Annotated in this window: 21 protein-coding genes; 14 read left to right on the top strand and 7 right to left on the bottom strand. The window is 48.1% G+C overall.

Translation table 11 applies throughout. From position 1 onward, the window contains the following. Positions 1 to 80: 80 nt before the first annotated feature. The 4 genes from msrP to accC all read left to right on the top strand — a co-directional run bounded on the left by msrP (position 81) and on the right by accC (position 3,911). Entirely contained in the window at positions 81 to 1,085 is a 1,005-nt protein-coding gene (gene msrP / locus RGV86_RS15235; RefSeq protein ID WP_000723882.1) for a protein-methionine-sulfoxide reductase catalytic subunit MsrP, read from the top strand. Beyond that, positions 1,086 to 1,685: a protein-methionine-sulfoxide reductase heme-binding subunit MsrQ gene (gene msrQ / locus RGV86_RS15230; RefSeq protein ID WP_001240072.1), complete on the top strand. Its 600-nt coding sequence runs from the start codon at positions 1,086 to 1,088 to the stop codon at positions 1,683 to 1,685. A 395-nt stretch (positions 1,686 to 2,080) separates the two neighbouring features. Beyond that, positions 2,081 to 2,551 carry an acetyl-CoA carboxylase biotin carboxyl carrier protein gene (accB, locus tag RGV86_RS15225; protein WP_000354618.1) on the top strand — a complete coding sequence of 157 codons (471 nt, stop codon included), beginning with the start codon at positions 2,081 to 2,083 and terminating at the stop codon, positions 2,549 to 2,551. A gap of 10 nt (positions 2,552 to 2,561) precedes the next feature. Beyond that, entirely contained in the window at positions 2,562 to 3,911 is a 1,350-nt protein-coding gene (accC, locus tag RGV86_RS15220) for an acetyl-CoA carboxylase biotin carboxylase subunit (protein ID WP_000884623.1), read from the top strand. 85 nt (positions 3,912 to 3,996) lie between these two features. On the opposite strand, the gene RGV86_RS15215 is transcribed toward accC, so the two are convergent. Genes RGV86_RS15215 through RGV86_RS15190 form a run of 6 tightly spaced genes read right to left on the bottom strand, consistent with a single transcriptional unit; the run spans position 3,997 to position 10,354 of the window. Then, a complete protein-coding gene (locus RGV86_RS15215) occupies positions 3,997 to 5,043 on the bottom strand; it encodes an aldose 1-epimerase family protein (protein WP_001058382.1) in 1,047 nt (348 codons plus the stop codon). Then, positions 5,040 to 6,002 carry a sugar kinase gene (locus RGV86_RS15210; RefSeq protein WP_001045025.1) on the bottom strand — a complete coding sequence of 321 codons (963 nt, stop codon included), beginning with the start codon at positions 6,000 to 6,002 and terminating at the stop codon, positions 5,040 to 5,042. The genes RGV86_RS15215 and RGV86_RS15210 overlap by 4 nt, the downstream gene beginning before the upstream one ends. Before the next feature lie 21 nt (positions 6,003 to 6,023). Continuing rightward, on the bottom strand, positions 6,024 to 7,013 hold the full coding sequence (locus tag RGV86_RS15205) for an ABC transporter permease (protein ID WP_000137066.1): 990 nt from the start codon (positions 7,011 to 7,013) through the stop codon (positions 6,024 to 6,026). Continuing rightward, entirely contained in the window at positions 7,014 to 8,513 is a 1,500-nt protein-coding gene (locus tag RGV86_RS15200; RefSeq protein WP_085460261.1) for a sugar ABC transporter ATP-binding protein, read from the bottom strand. Between the two features lie 60 nt (positions 8,514 to 8,573). Then, positions 8,574 to 9,464 (bottom strand): substrate-binding domain-containing protein, encoded by an 891-nt coding sequence (locus RGV86_RS15195; RefSeq protein WP_000789632.1) that lies wholly within the window; start codon positions 9,462 to 9,464, stop codon positions 8,574 to 8,576. A 35-nt stretch (positions 9,465 to 9,499) separates the two neighbouring features. Further along, positions 9,500 to 10,354, bottom strand: a complete 855-nt coding sequence (locus RGV86_RS15190; protein WP_085460260.1) for a tagatose bisphosphate family class II aldolase — start codon at positions 10,352 to 10,354, stop codon at positions 9,500 to 9,502. 339 nt (positions 10,355 to 10,693) lie between these two features. On the opposite strand from RGV86_RS15190, the gene RGV86_RS15185 reads away from it, so the two are divergent. From RGV86_RS15185 to RGV86_RS15145, 9 genes are all read left to right on the top strand, one after another. Next, the gene (locus tag RGV86_RS15185) at positions 10,694 to 11,524 is read left to right on the top strand and encodes a DeoR/GlpR family DNA-binding transcription regulator (RefSeq protein WP_000987962.1); all 831 of its coding nucleotides are present in this window, start codon (positions 10,694 to 10,696) and stop codon (positions 11,522 to 11,524) included. A 31-nt stretch (positions 11,525 to 11,555) separates the two neighbouring features. Continuing rightward, the gene (locus tag RGV86_RS15180) at positions 11,556 to 12,491 is read left to right on the top strand and encodes a sugar kinase (protein WP_085460259.1); all 936 of its coding nucleotides are present in this window, start codon (positions 11,556 to 11,558) and stop codon (positions 12,489 to 12,491) included. 92 nt (positions 12,492 to 12,583) lie between these two features. Beyond that, on the top strand, positions 12,584 to 12,826 hold the full coding sequence (locus RGV86_RS15175; protein ID WP_000381170.1) for a YhdT family protein: 243 nt from the start codon (positions 12,584 to 12,586) through the stop codon (positions 12,824 to 12,826). Then, complete coding sequence (panF, locus tag RGV86_RS15170) at positions 12,816 to 14,267, top strand: sodium/pantothenate symporter (protein WP_001175701.1); 1,452 nt, start codon at positions 12,816 to 12,818, stop codon at positions 14,265 to 14,267. Before RGV86_RS15175 ends, panF begins: the two co-directional genes overlap by 11 nt. 11 nt (positions 14,268 to 14,278) lie before the next feature. Next, positions 14,279 to 15,160: a 50S ribosomal protein L11 methyltransferase gene (gene prmA, locus RGV86_RS15165; protein ID WP_001145823.1), complete on the top strand. Its 882-nt coding sequence runs from the start codon at positions 14,279 to 14,281 to the stop codon at positions 15,158 to 15,160. A gap of 328 nt (positions 15,161 to 15,488) precedes the next feature. Further along, positions 15,489 to 16,454 (top strand): tRNA dihydrouridine synthase DusB, encoded by a 966-nt coding sequence (dusB, locus tag RGV86_RS15160; RefSeq protein WP_001219652.1) that lies wholly within the window; start codon positions 15,489 to 15,491, stop codon positions 16,452 to 16,454. Between the two features lie 25 nt (positions 16,455 to 16,479). After that, positions 16,480 to 16,776, top strand: a complete 297-nt coding sequence (gene fis, locus RGV86_RS15155) for a DNA-binding transcriptional regulator Fis (protein ID WP_000462905.1) — start codon at positions 16,480 to 16,482, stop codon at positions 16,774 to 16,776. Between the two features lie 85 nt (positions 16,777 to 16,861). Continuing rightward, positions 16,862 to 17,746 carry an adenine-specific DNA-methyltransferase gene (gene yhdJ, locus RGV86_RS15150; protein WP_001258912.1) on the top strand — a complete coding sequence of 295 codons (885 nt, stop codon included), beginning with the start codon at positions 16,862 to 16,864 and terminating at the stop codon, positions 17,744 to 17,746. A gap of 83 nt (positions 17,747 to 17,829) precedes the next feature. Further along, positions 17,830 to 18,009, top strand: a complete 180-nt coding sequence (locus tag RGV86_RS15145) for a DUF2556 family protein (protein ID WP_010345321.1) — start codon at positions 17,830 to 17,832, stop codon at positions 18,007 to 18,009. Between the two features lie 2 nt (positions 18,010 to 18,011). On the opposite strand, the gene acrS is transcribed toward RGV86_RS15145, so the two are convergent. After that, the gene (acrS, locus tag RGV86_RS15140) at positions 18,012 to 18,674 is read right to left on the bottom strand and encodes a multidrug efflux transporter transcriptional repressor AcrS (RefSeq protein ID WP_085460258.1); all 663 of its coding nucleotides are present in this window, start codon (positions 18,672 to 18,674) and stop codon (positions 18,012 to 18,014) included. A 398-nt stretch (positions 18,675 to 19,072) separates the two neighbouring features. Between acrS and acrE the strand changes: the two genes are divergently transcribed. Beyond that, complete coding sequence (gene acrE / locus RGV86_RS15135; RefSeq protein ID WP_000160374.1) at positions 19,073 to 20,230, top strand: multidrug efflux RND transporter periplasmic adaptor subunit AcrE; 1,158 nt, start codon at positions 19,073 to 19,075, stop codon at positions 20,228 to 20,230. The last annotated feature ends 2 nt before the right edge of the window (positions 20,231 to 20,232 follow it).

Raw genomic sequence — 20,232 nt, 5'->3', positions numbered from 1 at the left:
TTTACATATAACTAACGAATTTTAGCAGCACTTTGACATTCTCCCTGCCATAGTAATCAGGAGCATACCGGGAGTCTGTTATGAAAAAAATTCGTCAATTTACAGAAGCCGATGTCACTGCCGAATCGGCTTTTTTTATGCAACGTCGGCAGATTCTGAAAACGTTAGGCATCAGCGCGGCTGCACTTTCTCTGCCAACCACTACACATGCCGACCTGCTTAGCTGGTTTAAGGGCAACGATCGTCCGCCCGCGCCAGCCGGGAAGCCGCTGGAGTTTAGTAAACCTGCCGCCTGGCAAAATAACCTGCCGCTCACGCCGGAAGATAAAGTTTCCGGCTATAACAACTACTATGAGTTCGGGCTGGATAAAGCGGATCCAGCGGCAAATGCCGGCAGCCTGAAAACCGATCCGTGGACGTTGAAAATCAGTGGTGAAGTCGCCAAACCATTAACGCTCGACCATGACGCCTTAACCCATCGTTTCCCGCTGGAAGAGCGGATTTACCGTATGCGCTGTGTGGAAGCGTGGTCGATGGTAGTACCGTGGATTGGTTTCCCGCTGCACAAATTACTGGCACTGGCGGAACCAACCAGTAACGCGAAATACGTCGCCTTCGAAACCATTTATGCGCCGGAACAGATGCCAGGCCAGCAGGATCGGTTTATTGGCGGTGGCCTGAAATATCCTTATATAGAAGGATTACGTCTCGACGAAGCGATGCATCCACTCACGCTGATGACCGTCGGTGTCTATGGCAAGGCGCTACCGCCACAAAATGGCGCACCGGTGCGACTGATTGTGCCGTGGAAATATGGCTTTAAAGGGATTAAATCGATTGTCAGTATTAAGCTGACCCGTGAACGTCCGCCAACCACCTGGAATCTGGCAGCGCCCAATGAATATGGCTTTTACGCCAACGTCAATCCGCATGTTGATCATCCCCGCTGGTCGCAGGCTACCGAACGTTTGATTGGTTCAGGCGGCATTCTGGATGTACAACGCCAGCCAACGCTGCTGTTTAACGGATACGCCGATCAAGTGGCGTCGCTTTATCGTGGCCTGGATTTACGGGAGAATTTTTAAGTGCGACTGACAGCAAAACAAGTGACATGGTTGAAAGTTTGCCTGCATCTTGCCGGATTTTTGCCGTTTGTCTGGCTGGTATGGGCAATTAATCATGGCGGATTAAGCGCCGACCCGGTGAAAGATATTCAACATTTTACCGGTCGGACTGCGCTGAAATTCTTGCTGGCGACCTTATTAATTACGCCATTAGCGCGCTATGCTAAACAGCCCTTATTGATACGCACCCGCCGCCTGCTGGGTTTATGGTGTTTCGTCTGGGCAACGCTGCACTTAACCAGTTATGCCTTACTGGAACTGGGCGTGAATAACCTGACGTTATTCGGTCAGGAATTAATCACCCGACCTTATTTAACGCTCGGAATTGTCAGTTGGCTGATTTTACTGGCTTTAGCATTGACTTCCACGCAGGCGATGCAGCGAAAATTAGGCAAACGCTGGCAACAGTTGCATAACTTCGTCTATCTGGTTGCGATCCTGGCTCCCATACATTATCTGTGGTCAGTGAAGATTATCTCACCACAGCCGGTTATCTACGCCGGGCTGGCTTTATTACTTTTAGCCTTACGTTTTAAGAAGTTCCGTCAATGGTGGCGCTAATTTCATGAACTGTGCGGCTTGTTGCAAAATGCGCGGCGTTGAAAGTTATTTACATGTTAGCTGTTGATTATCTTCCCTGATAAGACCAGTATTTAGCTGCCAATTGCTACGAAATCGTTATAATGTGCGACTTCGTTCTCCCTAACGCGGTTTTTAAGCTGCGGAAAAGGTGACAATGGCGCAACGAAGGTATATTTTGTTTTTTGCCGGAGGATAGCAGCAGATCGCTGCACAATGTCCGTCAAGTCTCACATTGACGCTCTGGGGCAAAATAGACCGGCGTCCCGGTCAGCTGGAATTTATCGCTATGCATACAGCTGTCGGGGCATACGCTTTACAGACGGCGGTGAAACGCCTGTCACAATCACACTAAACAAAGAGTACGGAACCCACTCATGGATATTCGTAAGATTAAAAAACTGATCGAGCTGGTTGAAGAATCAGGCATCTCTGAACTGGAAATTTCTGAAGGCGAAGAGTCAGTACGCATCAGCCGTGCAGCACCTGCCGCTAGTTTCCCGATGATGCAACAAGCTTACGCTGCACCGATGATGCAGCAGCCAGCTCAATCTAACGCAGCCGCTCCGGCGACCGTTCCTTCCATGGAAGCGCCAGCAGCAGCGGAAATCAGTGGTCACATCGTACGTTCCCCAATGGTTGGTACTTTCTATCGCACCCCAAGCCCGGACGCGAAAGCGTTCATCGAAGTGGGTCAGAAAGTGAACGTGGGCGATACCCTGTGCATCGTTGAAGCCATGAAAATGATGAACCAGATCGAAGCAGACAAATCCGGTACTGTGAAAGCAATTCTGGTCGAAAGTGGACAACCGGTAGAATTTGACGAGCCGCTGGTCGTCATCGAGTAACGAGGCGAACATGCTGGATAAAATTGTTATTGCCAACCGTGGCGAGATTGCATTGCGTATTCTTCGTGCCTGTAAAGAACTGGGCATTAAGACTGTCGCTGTGCACTCCAGCGCGGATCGCGATTTAAAACACGTATTACTGGCAGATGAAACGGTCTGTATTGGCCCGGCTCCGTCAGTAAAAAGTTATCTGAACATCCCGGCTATCATCAGCGCCGCTGAAATCACCGGCGCAGTAGCAATCCATCCGGGTTACGGCTTCCTTTCCGAAAACGCCAATTTTGCCGAGCAGGTTGAACGCTCTGGCTTTATCTTCATCGGCCCGAAAGCAGACACTATTCGCCTGATGGGCGACAAAGTGTCTGCAATTGCAGCAATGAAAAAAGCTGGCGTTCCTTGCGTACCGGGTTCTGACGGCCCGCTGGGCGACGATATGGATAAAAACCGCGCCATTGCAAAACGCATTGGTTATCCGGTGATTATCAAAGCCTCCGGTGGCGGCGGCGGTCGCGGTATGCGCGTTGTGCGCAGCGACGCTGAACTGGCGCAGTCTATCTCCATGACCCGTGCGGAAGCAAAAGCTGCTTTTAGCAATGATATGGTTTACATGGAGAAATACCTGGAAAATCCTCGCCACGTCGAGATCCAGGTACTGGCGGACGGTCAGGGCAACGCTATCTATCTGGCGGAACGTGACTGCTCCATGCAGCGCCGCCACCAGAAAGTGGTCGAAGAAGCACCAGCACCGGGCATTACCCCAGAACTGCGTCGTTACATCGGCGAACGTTGCGCTAAAGCGTGTGTTGATATCGGCTATCGCGGTGCAGGTACTTTCGAGTTCCTGTTCGAAAACGGCGAGTTCTATTTCATCGAAATGAACACCCGTATTCAGGTAGAACACCCGGTTACTGAAATGATCACCGGCGTTGACCTGATCAAAGAACAGCTGCGTATCGCGGCAGGTCAACCGCTGTCGATCAAGCAAGAAGAAGTTCACGTTCGCGGCCATGCGGTGGAATGCCGTATCAACGCCGAAGATCCGAATACCTTCCTGCCAAGCCCGGGCAAAATCACCCGTTTCCACGCACCTGGCGGTTTTGGCGTGCGTTGGGAGTCTCATATCTACGCTGGCTACACCGTGCCGCCGTACTATGACTCAATGATCGGTAAACTGATTTGCTACGGTGAAAACCGTGACGTGGCGATTGCTCGCATGAAGAATGCGCTGCAGGAGCTGATCATCGACGGTATCAAAACCAACGTTGATCTGCAGATCCGCATCATGAACGACGAGAACTTCCAGCATGGTGGCACTAACATCCACTATCTGGAGAAAAAACTCGGTCTTCAGGAAAAATAATTGTGATGCGCGGTGCTTTCATCGCGTTTAACAATGAATGCATTCACACCGGGCCTGTTAACACTGCCCGGTGTTTTTATTGCCGCTAACGGTAGCCTGCAATTTCCGTTTTTAACGCAGTAATTTCAGCATCGCCTTCGACAATCCCCAGTTCGAAAAAATATATCTTCGTTTCACCAGGCTGAATAAACGGCAAACGCCCCTGTGCTCGCTCGTTATCGCGCCCATCAGGGAAACTGTTGCTCACTTCCAGTCCCATAACATATTCGCCTGCACCTAAATTTTTCCACTGGATAAAATTGGGTAGCTGCCGGGTGTCGAATTTTTCGTAAATTCCCCATCCCAGTTCGGCATTCACTAGCGCAACCTTACTCATTCCGTCATCGTCGCTATTTAACGTGAGATAGTAAACCTGCTCGTCAAAACCTGGCTGCGGGGCACAAATCTCCAGATGGTTGGCTAACCCTTCCGCCGCGCGCGGAGTCCGTGGCGTCACGCTTTTCGCTGACAGCAATATTTCTGCCCGTGGCGATAATAAAGGCCAGCCGTAATTAAAGTGATAGAGAATTTGTAGCGGCTGGCGGGTGAAACCTTGATTAGTAACCCTGTCTTCAATGCGCAGCACATTTTCGCCATAGCGGCAGCAAATGGTTCTCTCAAGTGTCAAATTTTCACCGAACAGCCGCGTTTCCCGCACTTTGCCATTGATGATAAATTCAATACCGTCGTAGGTTCGTTCTGTGCGATATCCCACCTCTTCAGCTGGTGTCGCAGCCAGGCGCCCATGTAATCCTAACGTTTCGCCATTATCTTCACAGGGCGTACCGATGTAGCTTAACCCGCAGGTGGTTAATAATCCCGCATAGAAGCTACGCAAAAAACCGTTGCCATGCGGCTCAAAAAAAGCTGGCGCGACGATGCCGTTGGGGGTGATGAAAGAAAGCGCCGTGTCTTTATAGCTGGCCCAGGCAATGTCCAGCGCACGATCTTTTACCACCGTAAACGCCAGCCCCGCACCTGTGCGGACATCAAACGCTTCCGTGCCCTTTGCTCTGCCACTACGTAATTCATAGTGTTTAATCCCGGCAACCTGCGAGAGCTCGCCTATCCACGGCCATATTTCATTATTCATTGCGCGGCTTCCCGAATAGTCATGCTATGGCACTGGATAAACGCTTCGATCTCCGCCAACCGGGAAGTCCCTTCCATCGGGCCGCGTCGGGTTACCGCCAGTGCACCGCAGGCGTTGGCGTATTGCAATGCCCGATGGGCATCAAACCCTAGCTGGCGGCAGGCAATCCACGCACCACCAAAGCAGTCTCCCGCACCGGTTGGGTCGACTTCTTCCACCGGATAGCTCTCAACATGAAACTGCTCATTCTCGGAGTAGTAACTGGCACCTTGATTGCCGCGCTTCACAATCACCTCTTTAACACCTTCTTCAAGAAAACCAGCGATTGCACGCTCCGGCGTCGAATGTGGCGACAAGAGCAACACTTCGCCCTCGCTGGGCATATAGACATCCGTTAACTCAAGAACAAAGTGGAGGGCGTCGCGCATTTCTGGAATATCGAGCATCTCTTTCCGAATATTAGGGTCGAAAGAAATAACACCACCATTTGCTTTAACGATGGTTACTGCTTTTTTTACTGCGTCTACCATATGAAATGAAAACAGGGATGAGCCCATAATATGAAAATGGGTACAGTCCTTCAGAATATTTTCATCAACATGCTGCGCTGATAATTTACCGCACGCGGCATTCTTAATGTTAAAAATAAAATCACGGTCGCCTGACTTATGATACGTCACAAAAGCACTACCGGTAGCCTCCAGAGGTAAGATGGAAATCCCTCGAATATCAACACCATCAGCCGCCAGGCGATGAATATTAATATCGCCAAAACCATCATTCCCCACACAGCTAATGATACCGCATGGAACCCCCAGACGTGTTACCTGGTCAATAAAAATAGCAGGCGCGCCACTGGGATAAGGGCCGTTCCAGACACCCGGTTGGTCAAATGGCTGGCCGATTTTACTCGCCATAATTTCAACCAGAATTTCTCCAATTGTGAAGACCTTATTCATATGATTAATTCCTTGAAATAATTAGCTGCGTTTTCTTTTATTTCTTACGTCAAAATAAACGGCTACCAGAATGACTAATCCTTTAACCACCATCTGGTAGAAATAAGGAACGTTCATTAAGTTCATACCATTATTAATAATGCCTATGGTTAATGCGCCGATCACCGTACCCACCACCGTGCCATAACCACCGTTGAGACTGGTGCCCCCCAATACGGCAGCAGCAATGGCATCCAACTCGTAGCTAAGTGCGGAATTCGGCTGCCCTGAGTAAAGGCGCGAGGCGAGGATCATCCCACTAATGCCTGCCAACACCGCCGTAATCATAAAGACTTTAATTTTTAGGCGAGTTACATTAATACCCGAATAGATTGCCGCTTCTTTATTACCGCCGGTAATATATATTTTCCGACCAAAGGTTGTTTTAGTAAGAATAAAATGATTAACCAGCAATAAGATGATTAATATCCAGATAGGAATAGGTATATAGAGAAATTCACCGTTCCCCAGCGCCAGAAAGGCATCATCTTTAATCATGACAGGCATACCGTCAGTGACAATATAAGCAATGCCTCGAAATATTCCCATGGTAGCAACAGTAACAATAAACGAAGGGATACCCGCTATAGCCGTCAAGCCACCATTTATCATCCCCAGAGCCAGTGCTGCAATAATGGATAATGGAACCAATAAAATAAATGGAATTCCCCATGAAGCCCCAAGCGCAGCAAATGTACCAATCAATGCAATAGTTGAACCGACCGATAAATCAATATCGCCAAGTAAAAGAACATAAGTCATTCCATAGGCGGTAATTGCAATTATCGACACCTGAAGAATGATGTTGGTGATGTTATTGGTGGTAAAAAAACTGTCATTAATAAAACTGAACAGAATGATTAACACCACCATTCCACTGAGGATACCGCCATATTGCCTGAAGACTTTTTTAAAGCTATTTGCGATGGAAATTTCAGAACGTTTTGGACTGGAGAGAGTTTTCTCTGTCATTTAGCGCACTCCTGTTGCAGCGGTCATTACTTGCGTCTGCGTTAAATTTTCACATGAATAAATATCGGCAATTGTTTTATTACGCATCACCACCAGACGATCGCTTAGCGCCATAACCTCTGGCAGTTCAGAAGACACCAGAATAATGGCCGTCCCCGCCGCCGCCAGTTGGCGTATCACGTTATAAATTTCAAATTTTGCGCCGACATCCACACCGCGCGTTGGCTCATCAAGCAATAAAATTCGCGGGGTTTTCTCCAGCCATTTCGATAACACGATTTTTTGTTGATTGCCGCCGCTCAGCGCCCCCACAGCCTGATGTACGGAACTCACTTTTGTGTTCATTCTGGCGACAGATTTAACCGTTCTCGCCTCTTCTTGCCGGTGATTAATGAGTCCCATCCGCGAAGCGTTATATTGAAACGCCACATGGTGCGTGTTCATATTGACGTCGTGCATCAGCACCAACCCTTCTTCCTTGCGGTTTTCCGTTACGAAAGCAATTCCATGATCAATGGCCTGTTTGGGATTAGCGATCCTGACCTCTTTGCCATCAATCAACACTGTTCCGTGGTACGGAATAAGGCCAAACAGCGCCTTCATAACATCAGAACGCCCGGCACCTACAAGGCCAAAAAATCCCAGCACTTCCCCCGGGCGAACAGCAAAATTAACCTCCTTAAAGAGCGAAGGATGGGAAAGATTTTTTACTTCCAGTTTTGCAGGAACATTTTCATCCGGCTTTTCCCCAAGACGTGCTGGCCAGATATTTTTCATTTCCCGCCCAACCATCTGGGCAATCAAATGCTGGATATCACTGTTTTTCTTTTCATGCGTTGCAATATATTCACCATCGCGGATCACTGAAATATCATCCGAAATCCGCATAATTTCATCCATGCGGTGAGAGATATAAATAACCGCACATCCTCGCTGTTTTAACTTTTCAATAATATTAAACAAAATCTCTGCTTCGTTATCACTGAGCGAAGATGTCGGCTCATCCATAATCACGACATCCGCCGCGTAGCTTAATGCTTTGGCGATTTCTACCAGTTGACGATGCGCCATCGACATATTGCCGACCATTTCCAGCGGATCCAGTGGGATGCCCAGTTCCGCGAGCAGACTCTGGCAATCTGCGAGCATTTTTTTATCGTTAATAATGCCAAAACGGCGTGGTTCATTATTGGCATAAATGTTTTCCGCCACTGTCATATTGTTGCTCAGGCTTAATTCCTGAAAAATAATAGCAATCCCTAACTGGCGTGAATGTTGTGGATTATTAATGGTGATGGTTTCACCACGTAGTTTTATCGTTCCCTGAGTTGGCGGATAAACTCCAGCGAGTATTTTCATTAATGTCGACTTACCCGCTCCATTCTCGCCTAATAAAGTATGCACCCGCCCTTTGCGTAAGGAGAGTGTAATATCTTTTAACGCCTGAACATGACCAAATGTCTTCGCAATATGCGAAACATCAAGAATAACATCCGTCATAATGACCTCGGTGTCACAACAAAACGCCGATGACGTTTTGTTGTGAGTTGAAGATGTTTATTATTTACCTGTATAAACGCCGGGTTGTACCGGGATCATTTTTTCTACCGGTTTACCATTGAGATGATCCACAGCGGCATCAATCGCTTTAGCGCCCATTTGATCCGGGTATTGTCGAATCACTGCGGCAAAGGTTTTTTCACTGTCTACGGCATCGCGCGCTTCTTTCATGCCATCAAAACCGATAATTTTGATATTGTCGTTATGCGCAGATTTCGCCGCTATAACCGCTGCCAGTGCGGCATCATCACCAAAACCAAACAGCCCATTCAGGTTGGCGTTTGCCTGCATAATATTTTGTGCCGTCGTTAACGCTTCAGCACGCGTAATACCCGGTTGCTCAGCAACAATTTTAATCTCCGGTGTATCGCTTAACCCTTTTTTAAAGCCATCGACGCGCGCAACTACCGATTGCAGTGCCGGGTAAGAAATAATGGCTACAGTCCCCTTACCGTTCAATAGTTTTCCCATTAACTTGCCCGCTTCAACACCTCCCGCGTAGTTATCGGTCGCAACATGCGATACTACCGGAACACCTTCCGCAGCAACATCAACAGTGATAACAGGGATACCAGCTTTGTCGGCTTTAATTATCGCAGCCTGTACACCTTTAGAGTCCACTGGAGATATAATAATGGCATCCACTTTTTTAGTAATAAAATCTTCGACATCTGAAAGTTGCTTATTTAAATCCTGGTTGGCAATAGAAACGCTTAAATTGACATTATCTTTTTTAGCTTCTTCTTTCATTGCATTCGCAAGATCGATATAAAAAGGATGTTGTTGCGTTAATAATGATGCACCAATTTTATACTCTTTTGCTAATGAGCTTTGTGAGAACAACGCCAGACTCACCAACATTGCCGAGCCAAGTAATTTAATATTTTTCATAAACAGTCCTCATTGTTTTTGTAGGGTACAACGTATTAAATTTTTCCTTCACTGCCGCAAACGCCGATAATGCGCGTAACGACTTCCTTCATAGCGGCTTTTGCTGGCTGCATATAATGGCGAGGATCATTCGCCGCCGGATTGTTGTAGAAATATCCTTTTAACGCATCGGCAAAAGCAATTTTCAGTTCTGTCGCAACATTCACTTTGCAGATACCGCTGCGGATACAGTGCTGAATGTCCTGTTCCGATAACCCCGAAGCGCCATGCAACACCAACGGAACATCCACTAACTGACGAATTTGTTCCAGCCGGGCAAAATCCAGACGTGGTTCATTCGCATACAAGCCATGTGCAGTGCCTATTGCTACCGCCAGGGAGTCAATTTGTGTGCGTTGTACAAACTCTGCGGCTGCAACAGGTGAGGTATAAGCCGAATCTTTTTCATCCACCAGCAGATCATCCTCCTGCCCGCCAAGGCGGCCCAGTTCAGCCTCGACGCTGACATCAAGGCTGTGGCAAAACGTAGTGACTTCTTTCACCCGCGCTATATTTTCTTCAAACGGCAGATGAGAACCATCAATCATGACTGAACGAATCCCTGCGCGTACTTTGTTAAAAATATCATCGCGCTCTTCATGGTGGTCGAGATGCAGGACTAATGGCAGGCGGTACTCATGAGCCAGAGATTGTACTAACGAAATTAAACTTCCCACTCCGCCATAACGATAAGTACCGGGTGTTCCCGCCAGCATAACGGGAGAGCGAAGTTGTGCGGCGCTCTCAACGACAACCTGTAATGTTTCAAGGTTATGAATATTGAAAGCGGGGACGGCATATCCCTCTGACTGGGCTTTTTTCAGCATATTTTTGCTTGAAATGATGTACATCGCGGCTCCTGTTTTTCGGCGTTCTTCTTACAAAACGAAGAAAGAGAATTATTACTTTCATTTTGAAAGCAAAGTAGCACAGCAAAAGCGCCAAAAAGCGTGATGCATGTCGAATATCGTCAAAATAACTTACAAGATATAACTAAAGTTGGTTTTTACTTTATAAACGAAACCATCACAAAATATCTCAATAAAAATATTTCTTATTAATTTCAATAAATTAAATACATTGCGTTGCTGTTTTTTTATCCAGTATTTTGTTTTCAAAATGTAGATAACGTTGAAGGGTAACTTTCAAAGAAAAATACAAGGGGCTATAGTGTTACGCATTAAAGGCCAATGATGAGTGTTAACGTGCCGAGAAAATCATCTAACCTACTGAAACGAAGATTAAAAATTGCAGAAATTGTTGCTACCCAGGGTGAAATCAAAGTTGATGACTTATCTGCTCAACTTGGCGTCTCTGGCGTGACAATCCGTGGCGATCTCAGTTATCTGGAGCAACAGGGGTATTTAAAGCGTTCTTTTGGTGGTGCCATTGCGACACCACTCGCCCCTGAACCTGAATCGGCACCACCCATTACGATATTGTCTCTGACCCAACAAATGGAAATTGCGCGGCATTGTGCCCGCCTTATCAGCGATCGTGACACGCTATTTCTTGGACATGGAACAATCTGCCGCAAGATCATTCCATTACTCAGCGAAGTAAAAAAACTGCGTCTGATCACTAACGATCCCGAACATGCGCTGCTGGCAAATCAGTTTATTGATGGCGAAATAATTCTGGCTGGCAGTGAAATGCTGCGCCCTGACACCGCACTGGCGGGAAAACCGCTCGAACAGGCGCTTCAGCATTTCACCATTACCCATAGCATTCTGGAAATCAGTCATCTGGATGCAGATGGTACTCTGAATATCAATACCCCCAGAGTTGCCGCCGCCTGGCAACTCTGTTTTGACAATGCCCAGAATAAGACAGTAATCGTCACTGCCAATACCGATTCATCGACGGCTGCTATCGGACATCTTCATCAGGCAGAAAATGTGATTGTCAGTCGCAGCATGAACGAACGATATCAGCAGCAATTGCAGTCTGCTGATTTCGTTATTCTTTATACCAGCAATGACTGCTTTACCTGGTCCAATCGCGAAAGGCTTCAGGAATGAGAGGGGTTTTGTGACAATAACCATCTGCGCTATGGGAGAATTGCTGGCCGAGTTTTTGTCCCGCAACCCACAACAAAAATTCACTCAGCCAGGGGAGTTTATCGGGCCATTTCCCAGCGGCGCACCAGCAATCTTTGCTGCACAGGTGGCAAAATTGTCCCGGCGGGCTATTTTCTTCGGTTGCGTTGGTAACGATGATTTTGGCCGTCTCATTATTGAACGCCTGCGTCATGAAGGTGTCATTACCGATGGTATCCACATAATGAACAATGCTGTAACAGGCACAGCGTTTGTCAGTTATCAAAATCCGCTGAAACGGGATTTCGTCTTTAATATTCCTAATAGTGCCTGCGGTTTGTTTACTGCCGGGCACATTGATAAGGATTTGCTAAGACAGTGTAATCATCTGCACATTGTGGGCTCATCACTGTTCTCATTTCGTATGATCGATGTCATGCGCAAAGCGATAACAACGATCAAATCTGCTGGCGGCACCGTCTCTTTCGACCCCAATATTCGCAAAGAGATGCTGAGTATTCCCGAAATGGCGCAGGCTCTCGATTATTTAATTGAATATACAGATATCTTTATCCCAAGCGAAAGCGAACTCCCTTTCTTCGCCCGTCACAAAAATCTGTCAGAAGAACAGATTATTAGCGATCTTCTCCACGGCGGCGTAAAACATGTGGCGATAAAACGCGCCCAGCGTGGAGCCAGCTATTACCAACTAAAAAACGGGACATTACACGCCCAGCATATTGCAGGCCACGATAGCGAAATCATCGATCCAACCGGTGCTGGCGACTGCTTTGGCGCTACTTTTGTCACTCTTTTCTTGTCGGGTTTCCCGGCACACAAGGCGTTACAATATGCTAACGCCAGCGGCGCACTCGCCGTAATGCAGCAAGGCCCGATGGAAGGGATATCCTCACTGGCTGACATTGAAGACTTTTTGCAACGGCACTGAACGGCAATTTTCTGTCAGATTGTTTTCCCTGCCTGAAGACTTGCCGTAGAATTGCCCGTTTCTCGTATCCCCCCATGAGGAGGACCCCTTCCGTGGACACTCGTTTTGTTCAGGCCCATAAAGAGGCGCGCTGGGCGCTGGGGCTGACCCTTTTGTATCTGGCGGTATGGTTAGTAGCCGCTTACTTACCTGGCGTTGCCCCCGGTTTTACCGGCTTTCCGCGCTGGTTTGAGATGGCCTGCATCCTGACGCCGCTGCTGTTTATTGGACTGTGCTGGGCAATGGTAAAATTTATCTATCGCGATATCCCGCTGGAGGATGACGATGCAGCTTGAAGTAATTCTACCGCTGGTCGCCTATCTGGTGGTGGTATTCGGGATCTCTGTCTACGCGATGCGTAAACGGAGCGCGGGCACGTTCCTTAATGAGTATTTCCTCGGCAGCCGTTCTATGGGCGGTATTGTGCTGGCGATGACGCTCACCGCAACCTATATCAGTGCCAGTTCGTTTATCGGCGGGCCAGGTGCTGCTTATAAATACGGGCTGGGCTGGGTGTTGCTGGCGATGATCCAGTTGCCTGCGGTATGGCTTTCACTCGGTATTCTTGGCAAAAAGTTCGCGATTCTCGCGCGCCGCTACAATGCGGTGACGCTGAACGATATGCTGTTTGCCCGCTACCAGAGCCGTCTTCTGGTGTGGCTGGCGAGTTTGAGTTTGCTGGTTGCGTTCGTTGGTGCAATGACCGTGCAGTTTATCGGCGGTGCGCGCCTGCTGGAAACCGCTGCGGGTATTCCTTATGAAACCGGGCTGCTGATTTTCGGTATTAGTATTGCGTTGTATACCGCCTTTGGCGGCTTTCGCGCCAGCGTGCTGAACGACACCATGCAAGGACTGGTGATGCTGATTGGCACCATTGTGCTGCTGGTCGGCGTGGTTCATGCTGCTGGCGGCTTAAGCAACGCAGTAGAGACGCTGCAAACCATCGATCCACAACTGGTTACGCCACAAGGTGCTGACGATATTCTGTCACCTGCCTTTATGACGTCGTTCTGGGTGCTGGTGTGCTTTGGCGTGATTGGTCTGCCACATACTGCGGTACGCTGCATCTCTTATAAAGACAGTAAAGCAGTACATCGTGGGATCATCATTGGTACGGTTGTAGTGGCGATCCTGATGTTTGGAATGCACCTTGCCGGAGCGTTAGGTCGTGCAGTGATCCCCGATCTCACCGTGCCGGATCTGGTGATCCCGACGCTGATGGTAAAAGTGCTGCCACCGTTTGCTGCCGGGATCTTCCTTGCTGCACCAATGGCTGCGATCATGTCAACAATCAACGCCCAATTGCTGCAAAGTTCCGCTACGATCATTAAAGATCTCTATCTGAATATCCGTCCGGATCAAATGCAAAATGAGACGCGTCTGAAGCGGATGTCGGCAGTAATTACGTTAGTTCTCGGCGCGTTGCTGCTGCTTGCCGCCTGGAAGCCGCCAGAAATGATCATCTGGCTGAATTTGCTGGCCTTCGGTGGACTGGAAGCCGTTTTCCTGTGGCCGCTGGTGCTAGGTCTTTATTGGGAACGCGCCAACGCCAAAGGCGCGCTAAGTGCGATGATCGTCGGCGGCGTGCTGTATGCCGTACTTGCGACGCTGAATATTCAGTACCTGGGCTTCCACCCTATCGTGCCCTCGTTACTGCTAAGTTTGCTGGCTTTCCTGGTCGGAAACCGTTTCGGTACATCCGTCCCGCAAGCTACCGTTTTGACTACTGATAAATAAAGAGTTTTGCCATGCCTTGGATCCAACTGAAACTGAACACCACCGGCGCGAACGCAGAAGATCTTAGCGATGCGCTGATGGAAGCAGGTGCCGTTTCTATCACTTTTCAGGACACCCACGATACGCCGGTGTTTGAGCCTCTGCCTGGCGAAACTCGCCTGTGGGGCGATACCGATGTGATAGGTCTGTTCGACGCTGAAACCGACATGAATGACGTGGTGGCGATTCTGGAAAACCATCCGCTGCTCGGCGCGGGCTTCGCGCATAAAATCGAACAACTGGAAGATAAAGACTGGGAGCGCGAATGGATGGATAATTTCCACCCGATGCGCTTTGGTGAACGACTGTGGATCTGCCCAAGCTGGCGTGATGTGCCGGACGAAAATGCGGTTAACGTGATGTTAGACCCAGGGCTGGCGTTTGGTACAGGGACTCATCCAACCACCTCTCTGTGCCTGCAATGGCTCGACAGCCTCGATTTAACCGGTAAAACAGTCATCGACTTTGGTTGTGGTTCCGGCATTCTGGCTATCGCGGCGCTGAAGCTGGGTGCAGCAAAAGCCATTGGTATTGATATCGATCCGCAGGCGATTCAGGCCAGCCGCGACAACGCCGAACGTAATGGCGTTTCTGACCGTCTGGAACTCTATCTCCCGAAAGATCAGCCAGAAGAAATGAAAGCCGACGTGGTGGTCGCTAATATCCTGGCAGGCCCATTACGTGAACTGGCACCGTTAATCAGCGTCCTGCCGGTTTCAGGCGGTTTGCTGGGCCTTTCCGGTATTCTGGCAAGCCAGGCAGAGAGCGTTTGTGAGGCTTATGCAGCTAACTTCACGCTCGACCCGGTTGTGGAAAAAGAAGAGTGGTGTCGCATTACCGGTCGTAAGAATTAACCTTCGCATCACCGCATGGTGATGCAGAGCAAAGTGCGAGCAAGGTCACAAAAGGCACGTAAATTTGCTGATTATTTACGCAATTTTGCGTGCCAAAATTTTCATTCATAAAGAAAAATTGAGAACTTACTCAAATTTCTTGGAGTGTAAATTTTAGTCACTATTTTCTAATATGATGATTTTTATGAGTAATTATCGCGCCACGCTCATTTTAAATGCAATTCTTTGATCCATCTCAGAGGATTGGTCAAAGTTTGGCCTTTCATCTCGTGCAAAAAATGCGTAATATACGCCGCCTTGCAGTCACAGTATGGTCATTTCTTAACTCATGCGCATCGGACAATATCAGCTCAGAAATCGCCTGATCGCAGCGCCCATGGCTGGCATTACAGACAGACCTTTTCGGACGTTGTGCTACGAGATGGGAGCCGGATTGACAGTATCCGAGATGATGTCTTCTAACCCTCAGGTTTGGGAAAGCGACAAATCTCGTTTACGGATGGTGCACATTGATGAACCCGGTATTCGTACCGTGCAAATTGCCGGTAGCGATCCGAAAGAAATGGCAGATGCAGCACGTATTAACGTGGAAAGCGGTGCCCAGATTATTGATATCAATATGGGTTGCCCGGCTAAAAAAGTGAATCGCAAGCTCGCAGGTTCAGCCCTCTTGCAGTACCCGGATGTCGTTAAATCGATCCTTACCGAGGTCGTCAATGCAGTGGACGTTCCTGTTACCCTGAAGATTCGCACCGGCTGGGCGCCGGAACACCGTAACTGTGAAGAGATTGCCCAACTGGCTGAAGACTGTGGCATTCAGGCTCTGACCATTCATGGCCGTACACGCGCCTGTTTGTTCAATGGAGAAGCTGAGTACGACAGTATTCGGGCAGTTAAGCAGAAAGTTTCCATTCCGGTTATCGCGAATGGCGACATTACTGACCCGCTTAAAGCCAGAGCTGTGCTCGACTATACAGGGGCGGATGCTCTGATGATAGGCCGTGCAGCTCAGGGAAGACCCTGGATCTTTCGGGAAATCCAGCATTATCTGGACACTGGGGAGTTGCTGCCCCCGCTGCCTTTGGCAGAGGTTAAGCGCTTGCTTTGCGCGCACGTTCGGGAACTGCATGACTTTTATGGTCCGGCAAAAGGATACCGAATTGCACGTAAACACGTTTCCTGGTATCTCCAGGAACACGCTCCAAATGACCAGTTTCGGCGCACATTCAACGCCATTGAGGATGCCAGCGAACAGCTGGAGGCGTTGGAGGCATACTTCGAAAATTTTGCGTAAACAGAAATAAAGAGCTGACAGAACTATGTTCGAACAACGCGTAAATTCTGACGTACTGACCGTTTCTACCGTTAACTCTCAGGATCAGGTAACCCAAAAACCCCTGCGTGACTCGGTTAAACAGGCACTGAAGAACTATTTTGCTCAACTGAATGGTCAGGATGTGAATGACCTCTATGAGCTGGTACTGGCTGAAGTAGAACAGCCCCTGTTGGACATGGTGATGCAATACACCCGTGGTAACCAGACCCGTGCTGCGCTGATGATGGGCATCAACCGTGGTACGCTGCGTAAAAAATTGAAAAAGTACGGCATGAACTAATTCAGGTTAGCTAAATGCTTGATTAAAAAGGCGCTACTCGGCATGGGGAAGCGCCTTTTTTATAGGTGTCACAAAGGGAGTGACCATGAGAACAGGATGTGAACCGACCCGGTTTGGTAATGAAGCTAAGACCATTATTCACGGTGATGCGCTTGCCGAGCTTAAAAAACTACCCACCGAAAGCATCGATCTGATCTTTGCCGACCCACCTTATAACATCGGTAAAAATTTTGATGGTCTGATCGAAGCCTGGAAAGAAGATCTGTTTATCGACTGGCTGTTTGAAGTGATTGCAGAGTGCCACCGCGTTCTGAAAAAACAGGGCAGCATGTACATCATGAACAGCACGGAAAACATGCCCTTTATCGATATCCAGTGCCGCAAGTTCTTTACCATCAAAAGTCGCATCGTCTGGTCATATGACAGTTCTGGGGTGCAGGCGAAGAAACACTATGGCTCCATGTACGAACCCATCCTGATGATGGTGAAAGATGCAAAGAACTACACGTTCAACGGTGATGCTATTCTGGTTGAAGCTAAAACCGGTGCGCAACGCGCGTTGATCGATTATCGCAAAAATCCTCCACAGCCTTACAATCACCAAAAAGTACCGGGTAATGTCTGGGATTTTCCGCGCGTGCGTTATTTGATGGATGAATATGAAAACCATCCGACGCAAAAACCGGAAGCATTACTGAAGCGCATAATTCTCGCTTCTTCCAACCCTGGCGATGTCGTTCTCGATCCGTTTGCCGGTAGCTTTACTACCGGCGCCGTAGCCGTCGCCAGCGGGCGAAAATTCATTGGTATTGAGATTAACAGCGAGTACATCAAGATGGGACTTCGACGGCTGGATGTCGTGTCACATTACTCCGTGGAAGATCTGGCGAAAGTGAAAAAAAGAAAGACCGGCAACCTGTCAAAACGAAGCCGGATCAGCGAAGTTGACCCCGATCTCATTGCAAAGTAAAGGAAGTGTAAGCCTGGTTTTCAGATTATTCATTTCGTGTATATTTCCTGCCAGACTTGGTTAAACATGCACAGGCTCAGGTAATGATTCGCAAGTATTGGTGGCTCGTCGTTTTCGCTGTCTCCGTTTTTCTGTTTGATACCTTACTGATGCAGTGGATTGAACTACTGGCAACAGAAACAGACAAATGTCGCAATATGAACTCGGTTAATCCGCTAAAACTGGTTAACTGTGACGAACTGGATTTTCACAATAGAATGTAACTTTATACGATACCTAATTCATTTGTTTTATGAATTAATTTCGTTGTGTTTTCATCTGGCATAAACATTCTTAATACATTATCGACTAATGCGGGTGCTTGTTTATAAAGATCGTAACCCGCTATATTCATTAACCAGTTTTGAACAATACCGCTGAAGGCACCATCAATAATAATCATTACGACGTCTAAGTCGAGGCTTTTAGCTACATACCCTTGTTGCTGACATGATTGCAATACTTCGCGCAGAGTCTGCGGATTAAAGCCCATCTTCTCGCGTATTACTGCCTCTTCCAGCATCTCATCATTAAATTCACATTTGTGATATAAGATTTGTAGTAATGCCTGTTGACGGGGAATTTTGGCAATATATTGCAAGCCGACAATCAATTTTTCACGCAATTGTTGAAACGGGTCATGCTCTAATCCAGCCGTCAAGTGTTCCTGGATTAACTCCCGCAATGAAGGCTGTTGCAACCACATCTCATTAAACAGTTGGGTCTTGTTTTCGAAGTGCCAGTAGATAGCGCCACGTGTGACGTTAGCGGCGTCGGCAATGTCGTTGAGTGTCGTCTTGCTTACACCATGCTGCGCAAACTGGGCGATGGCAGTTTCAATCAGTTCTTGCCGGGTCTTCAGGGCTTCGGCTTTGGTTCTTTTTGCCATGATTAATTATTCAGAAAATAAATATATTCGACACAGGGTGAGAAAATAGCGAAGGGTAATCTATCACCTAACGCATATTTATACGAGAGGCTAATATTGAGTTGCTATAAATCGTCAAATAATTCAAACCTATCATTTAGCCAATATGCATTCATTTGATGAATGCATATTTCATTTTAAGTGAAAGTAATTCATCTCATTTCAATTAACGGCAAAACAAAACATTAGAATATTAATCTTTTTTTGTGTTTATGTGCCTTAGATGCCAGTATTCATAACTATTCCTTACATCGACGAATGATAATTTGTAGGATAGCGAACTGTATTTTTTCTTTCTGCGAGTTAACGCGTTGCCTTTTCGGGTAAATAACGCGCTTTTGGTTTTTTGAGGAATAGTAATGACGAAACATGCCAGGTTTTTCCTCCTGCCCTCCTCTATTCTGATCTCCGCTGCTTTAATCGCGGGTTGTAACGATAAGGGAGAAGAGAAAGCTCACGTCGGTGAACCGCAGGTTACCGTTCATGTTGTGAAAACGGCCCCGCTAGAAGTTAAGACTGAATTACCAGGCCGCACCAACGCTTTCCGTATCGCTGAAGTTCGCCCACAGGTTAGTGGGATCGTACTGAATCGTAATTTCACTGAAGGTAGCGATGTGCTGGCAGGACAGTCCCTGTACCAGATCGATCCAGCGACCTATCAGGCAAGTTATGACAGCGCGAAGGGCGAACTGGCGAAAAGTGAAGCCGCCGCCGCCATCGCGCATTTGACGGTAAAACGTTACGTTCCACTCGTGGGAACGAAATACATTAGTCAGCAGGAGTACGATCAAGCCATTGCTGATGCTCGCCAGGCCGATGCCGCCGTGATTGCGGCAAAAGCCACCGTCGAAAGCGCCCGAATCAATCTCGCTTATACCAAAGTGACTGCGCCAATTAGCGGACGTATCGGCAAATCTACTGTGACCGAAGGTGCGCTCGTCACTAACGGGCAAACGACCGAACTGGCAACTGTCCAGCAGCTCGATCCTATCTACGTCGATGTTACCCAATCCAGCAACGATTTTATGAGGCTGAAGCAGTCCGTAGTGCAAGGGAATTTGCATAAGGAAAACGCCACCAGCAACGTAGAGTTGGTCATGGAAAACGGTCAAACCTATCCCCTGAAAGGCACACTGCAATTCTCCGATGTGACCGTTGATGAAAGCACCGGCTCCATAACCCTACGTGCCGTCTTCCCTAACCCACAACATACGCTTTTGCCGGGTATGTTTGTGCGCGCACGGATTAATGAAGGTGTACAACCCGATGCCATTCTTATCCCGCAACAAGGCGTTAGCCGCACACCGCGTGGTGACGCAACCGTGCTGATTGTTAACGATAAAAGTCAGGTTGAAGCGCGTCCTGTCGTTGCCAGCCAGGCGATTGGCGATAAATGGTTGATTAGCGAAGGGCTGAAATCTGGCGATCAAGTCATTGTCAGCGGCCTGCAAAAAGCGCGCCCGGGAGAGCAGGTTAAAGCCACTACCGATACCCCCGCAGATACTGCATCGAAGTAAGG

The organism is Escherichia ruysiae (assembly GCF_031323975.1).
In the GTDB taxonomy this organism is placed as follows: Bacteria; Pseudomonadota; Gammaproteobacteria; order Enterobacterales; family Enterobacteriaceae; genus Escherichia; species Escherichia ruysiae.
The sequence above is the reverse complement of the archived record's forward strand: the minus strand, read 5'-3'. Positions and strand labels throughout refer to the sequence as shown.

Bases quoted from the DNA above. Each gene is read 5' to 3' on its own strand.
- panF (WP_001175701.1), top strand. From the start codon at position 12,816: ATGCAGCTTGAAGTAATTCTACCGCTGGTCGCCTATCTGGTGGTGGTA.
- RGV86_RS15200 (WP_085460261.1), bottom strand. From the start codon at position 8,513: ATGACGGATGTTATTCTTGATGTTTCGCATATTGCGAAGACATTTGGT.
- RGV86_RS15185 (WP_000987962.1), top strand. From the start codon at position 10,694: ATGATGAGTGTTAACGTGCCGAGAAAATCATCTAACCTACTGAAACGA.
- yhdJ (WP_001258912.1), top strand. From the start codon at position 16,862: ATGAGAACAGGATGTGAACCGACCCGGTTTGGTAATGAAGCTAAGACC.
- RGV86_RS15190 (WP_085460260.1), bottom strand. From the start codon at position 10,354: ATGTACATCATTTCAAGCAAAAATATGCTGAAAAAAGCCCAGTCAGAG.
- prmA (WP_001145823.1), top strand. From the start codon at position 14,279: ATGCCTTGGATCCAACTGAAACTGAACACCACCGGCGCGAACGCAGAA.
- msrP (WP_000723882.1), top strand. From the start codon at position 81: ATGAAAAAAATTCGTCAATTTACAGAAGCCGATGTCACTGCCGAATCG.
- dusB (WP_001219652.1), top strand. From the start codon at position 15,489: ATGCGCATCGGACAATATCAGCTCAGAAATCGCCTGATCGCAGCGCCC.
- RGV86_RS15195 (WP_000789632.1), bottom strand. From the start codon at position 9,464: ATGAAAAATATTAAATTACTTGGCTCGGCAATGTTGGTGAGTCTGGCG.
- acrE (WP_000160374.1), top strand. From the start codon at position 19,073: ATGACGAAACATGCCAGGTTTTTCCTCCTGCCCTCCTCTATTCTGATC.
- accB (WP_000354618.1), top strand. From the start codon at position 2,081: ATGGATATTCGTAAGATTAAAAAACTGATCGAGCTGGTTGAAGAATCA.
- acrS (WP_085460258.1), bottom strand. From the start codon at position 18,674: ATGGCAAAAAGAACCAAAGCCGAAGCCCTGAAGACCCGGCAAGAACTG.
- accC (WP_000884623.1), top strand. From the start codon at position 2,562: ATGCTGGATAAAATTGTTATTGCCAACCGTGGCGAGATTGCATTGCGT.
- RGV86_RS15145 (WP_010345321.1), top strand. From the start codon at position 17,830: ATGATTCGCAAGTATTGGTGGCTCGTCGTTTTCGCTGTCTCCGTTTTT.
- RGV86_RS15215 (WP_001058382.1), bottom strand. From the start codon at position 5,043: ATGAATAATGAAATATGGCCGTGGATAGGCGAGCTCTCGCAGGTTGCC.
- RGV86_RS15180 (WP_085460259.1), top strand. From the start codon at position 11,556: ATGGGAGAATTGCTGGCCGAGTTTTTGTCCCGCAACCCACAACAAAAA.
- fis (WP_000462905.1), top strand. From the start codon at position 16,480: ATGTTCGAACAACGCGTAAATTCTGACGTACTGACCGTTTCTACCGTT.
- RGV86_RS15210 (WP_001045025.1), bottom strand. From the start codon at position 6,002: ATGAATAAGGTCTTCACAATTGGAGAAATTCTGGTTGAAATTATGGCG.
- RGV86_RS15205 (WP_000137066.1), bottom strand. From the start codon at position 7,013: ATGACAGAGAAAACTCTCTCCAGTCCAAAACGTTCTGAAATTTCCATC.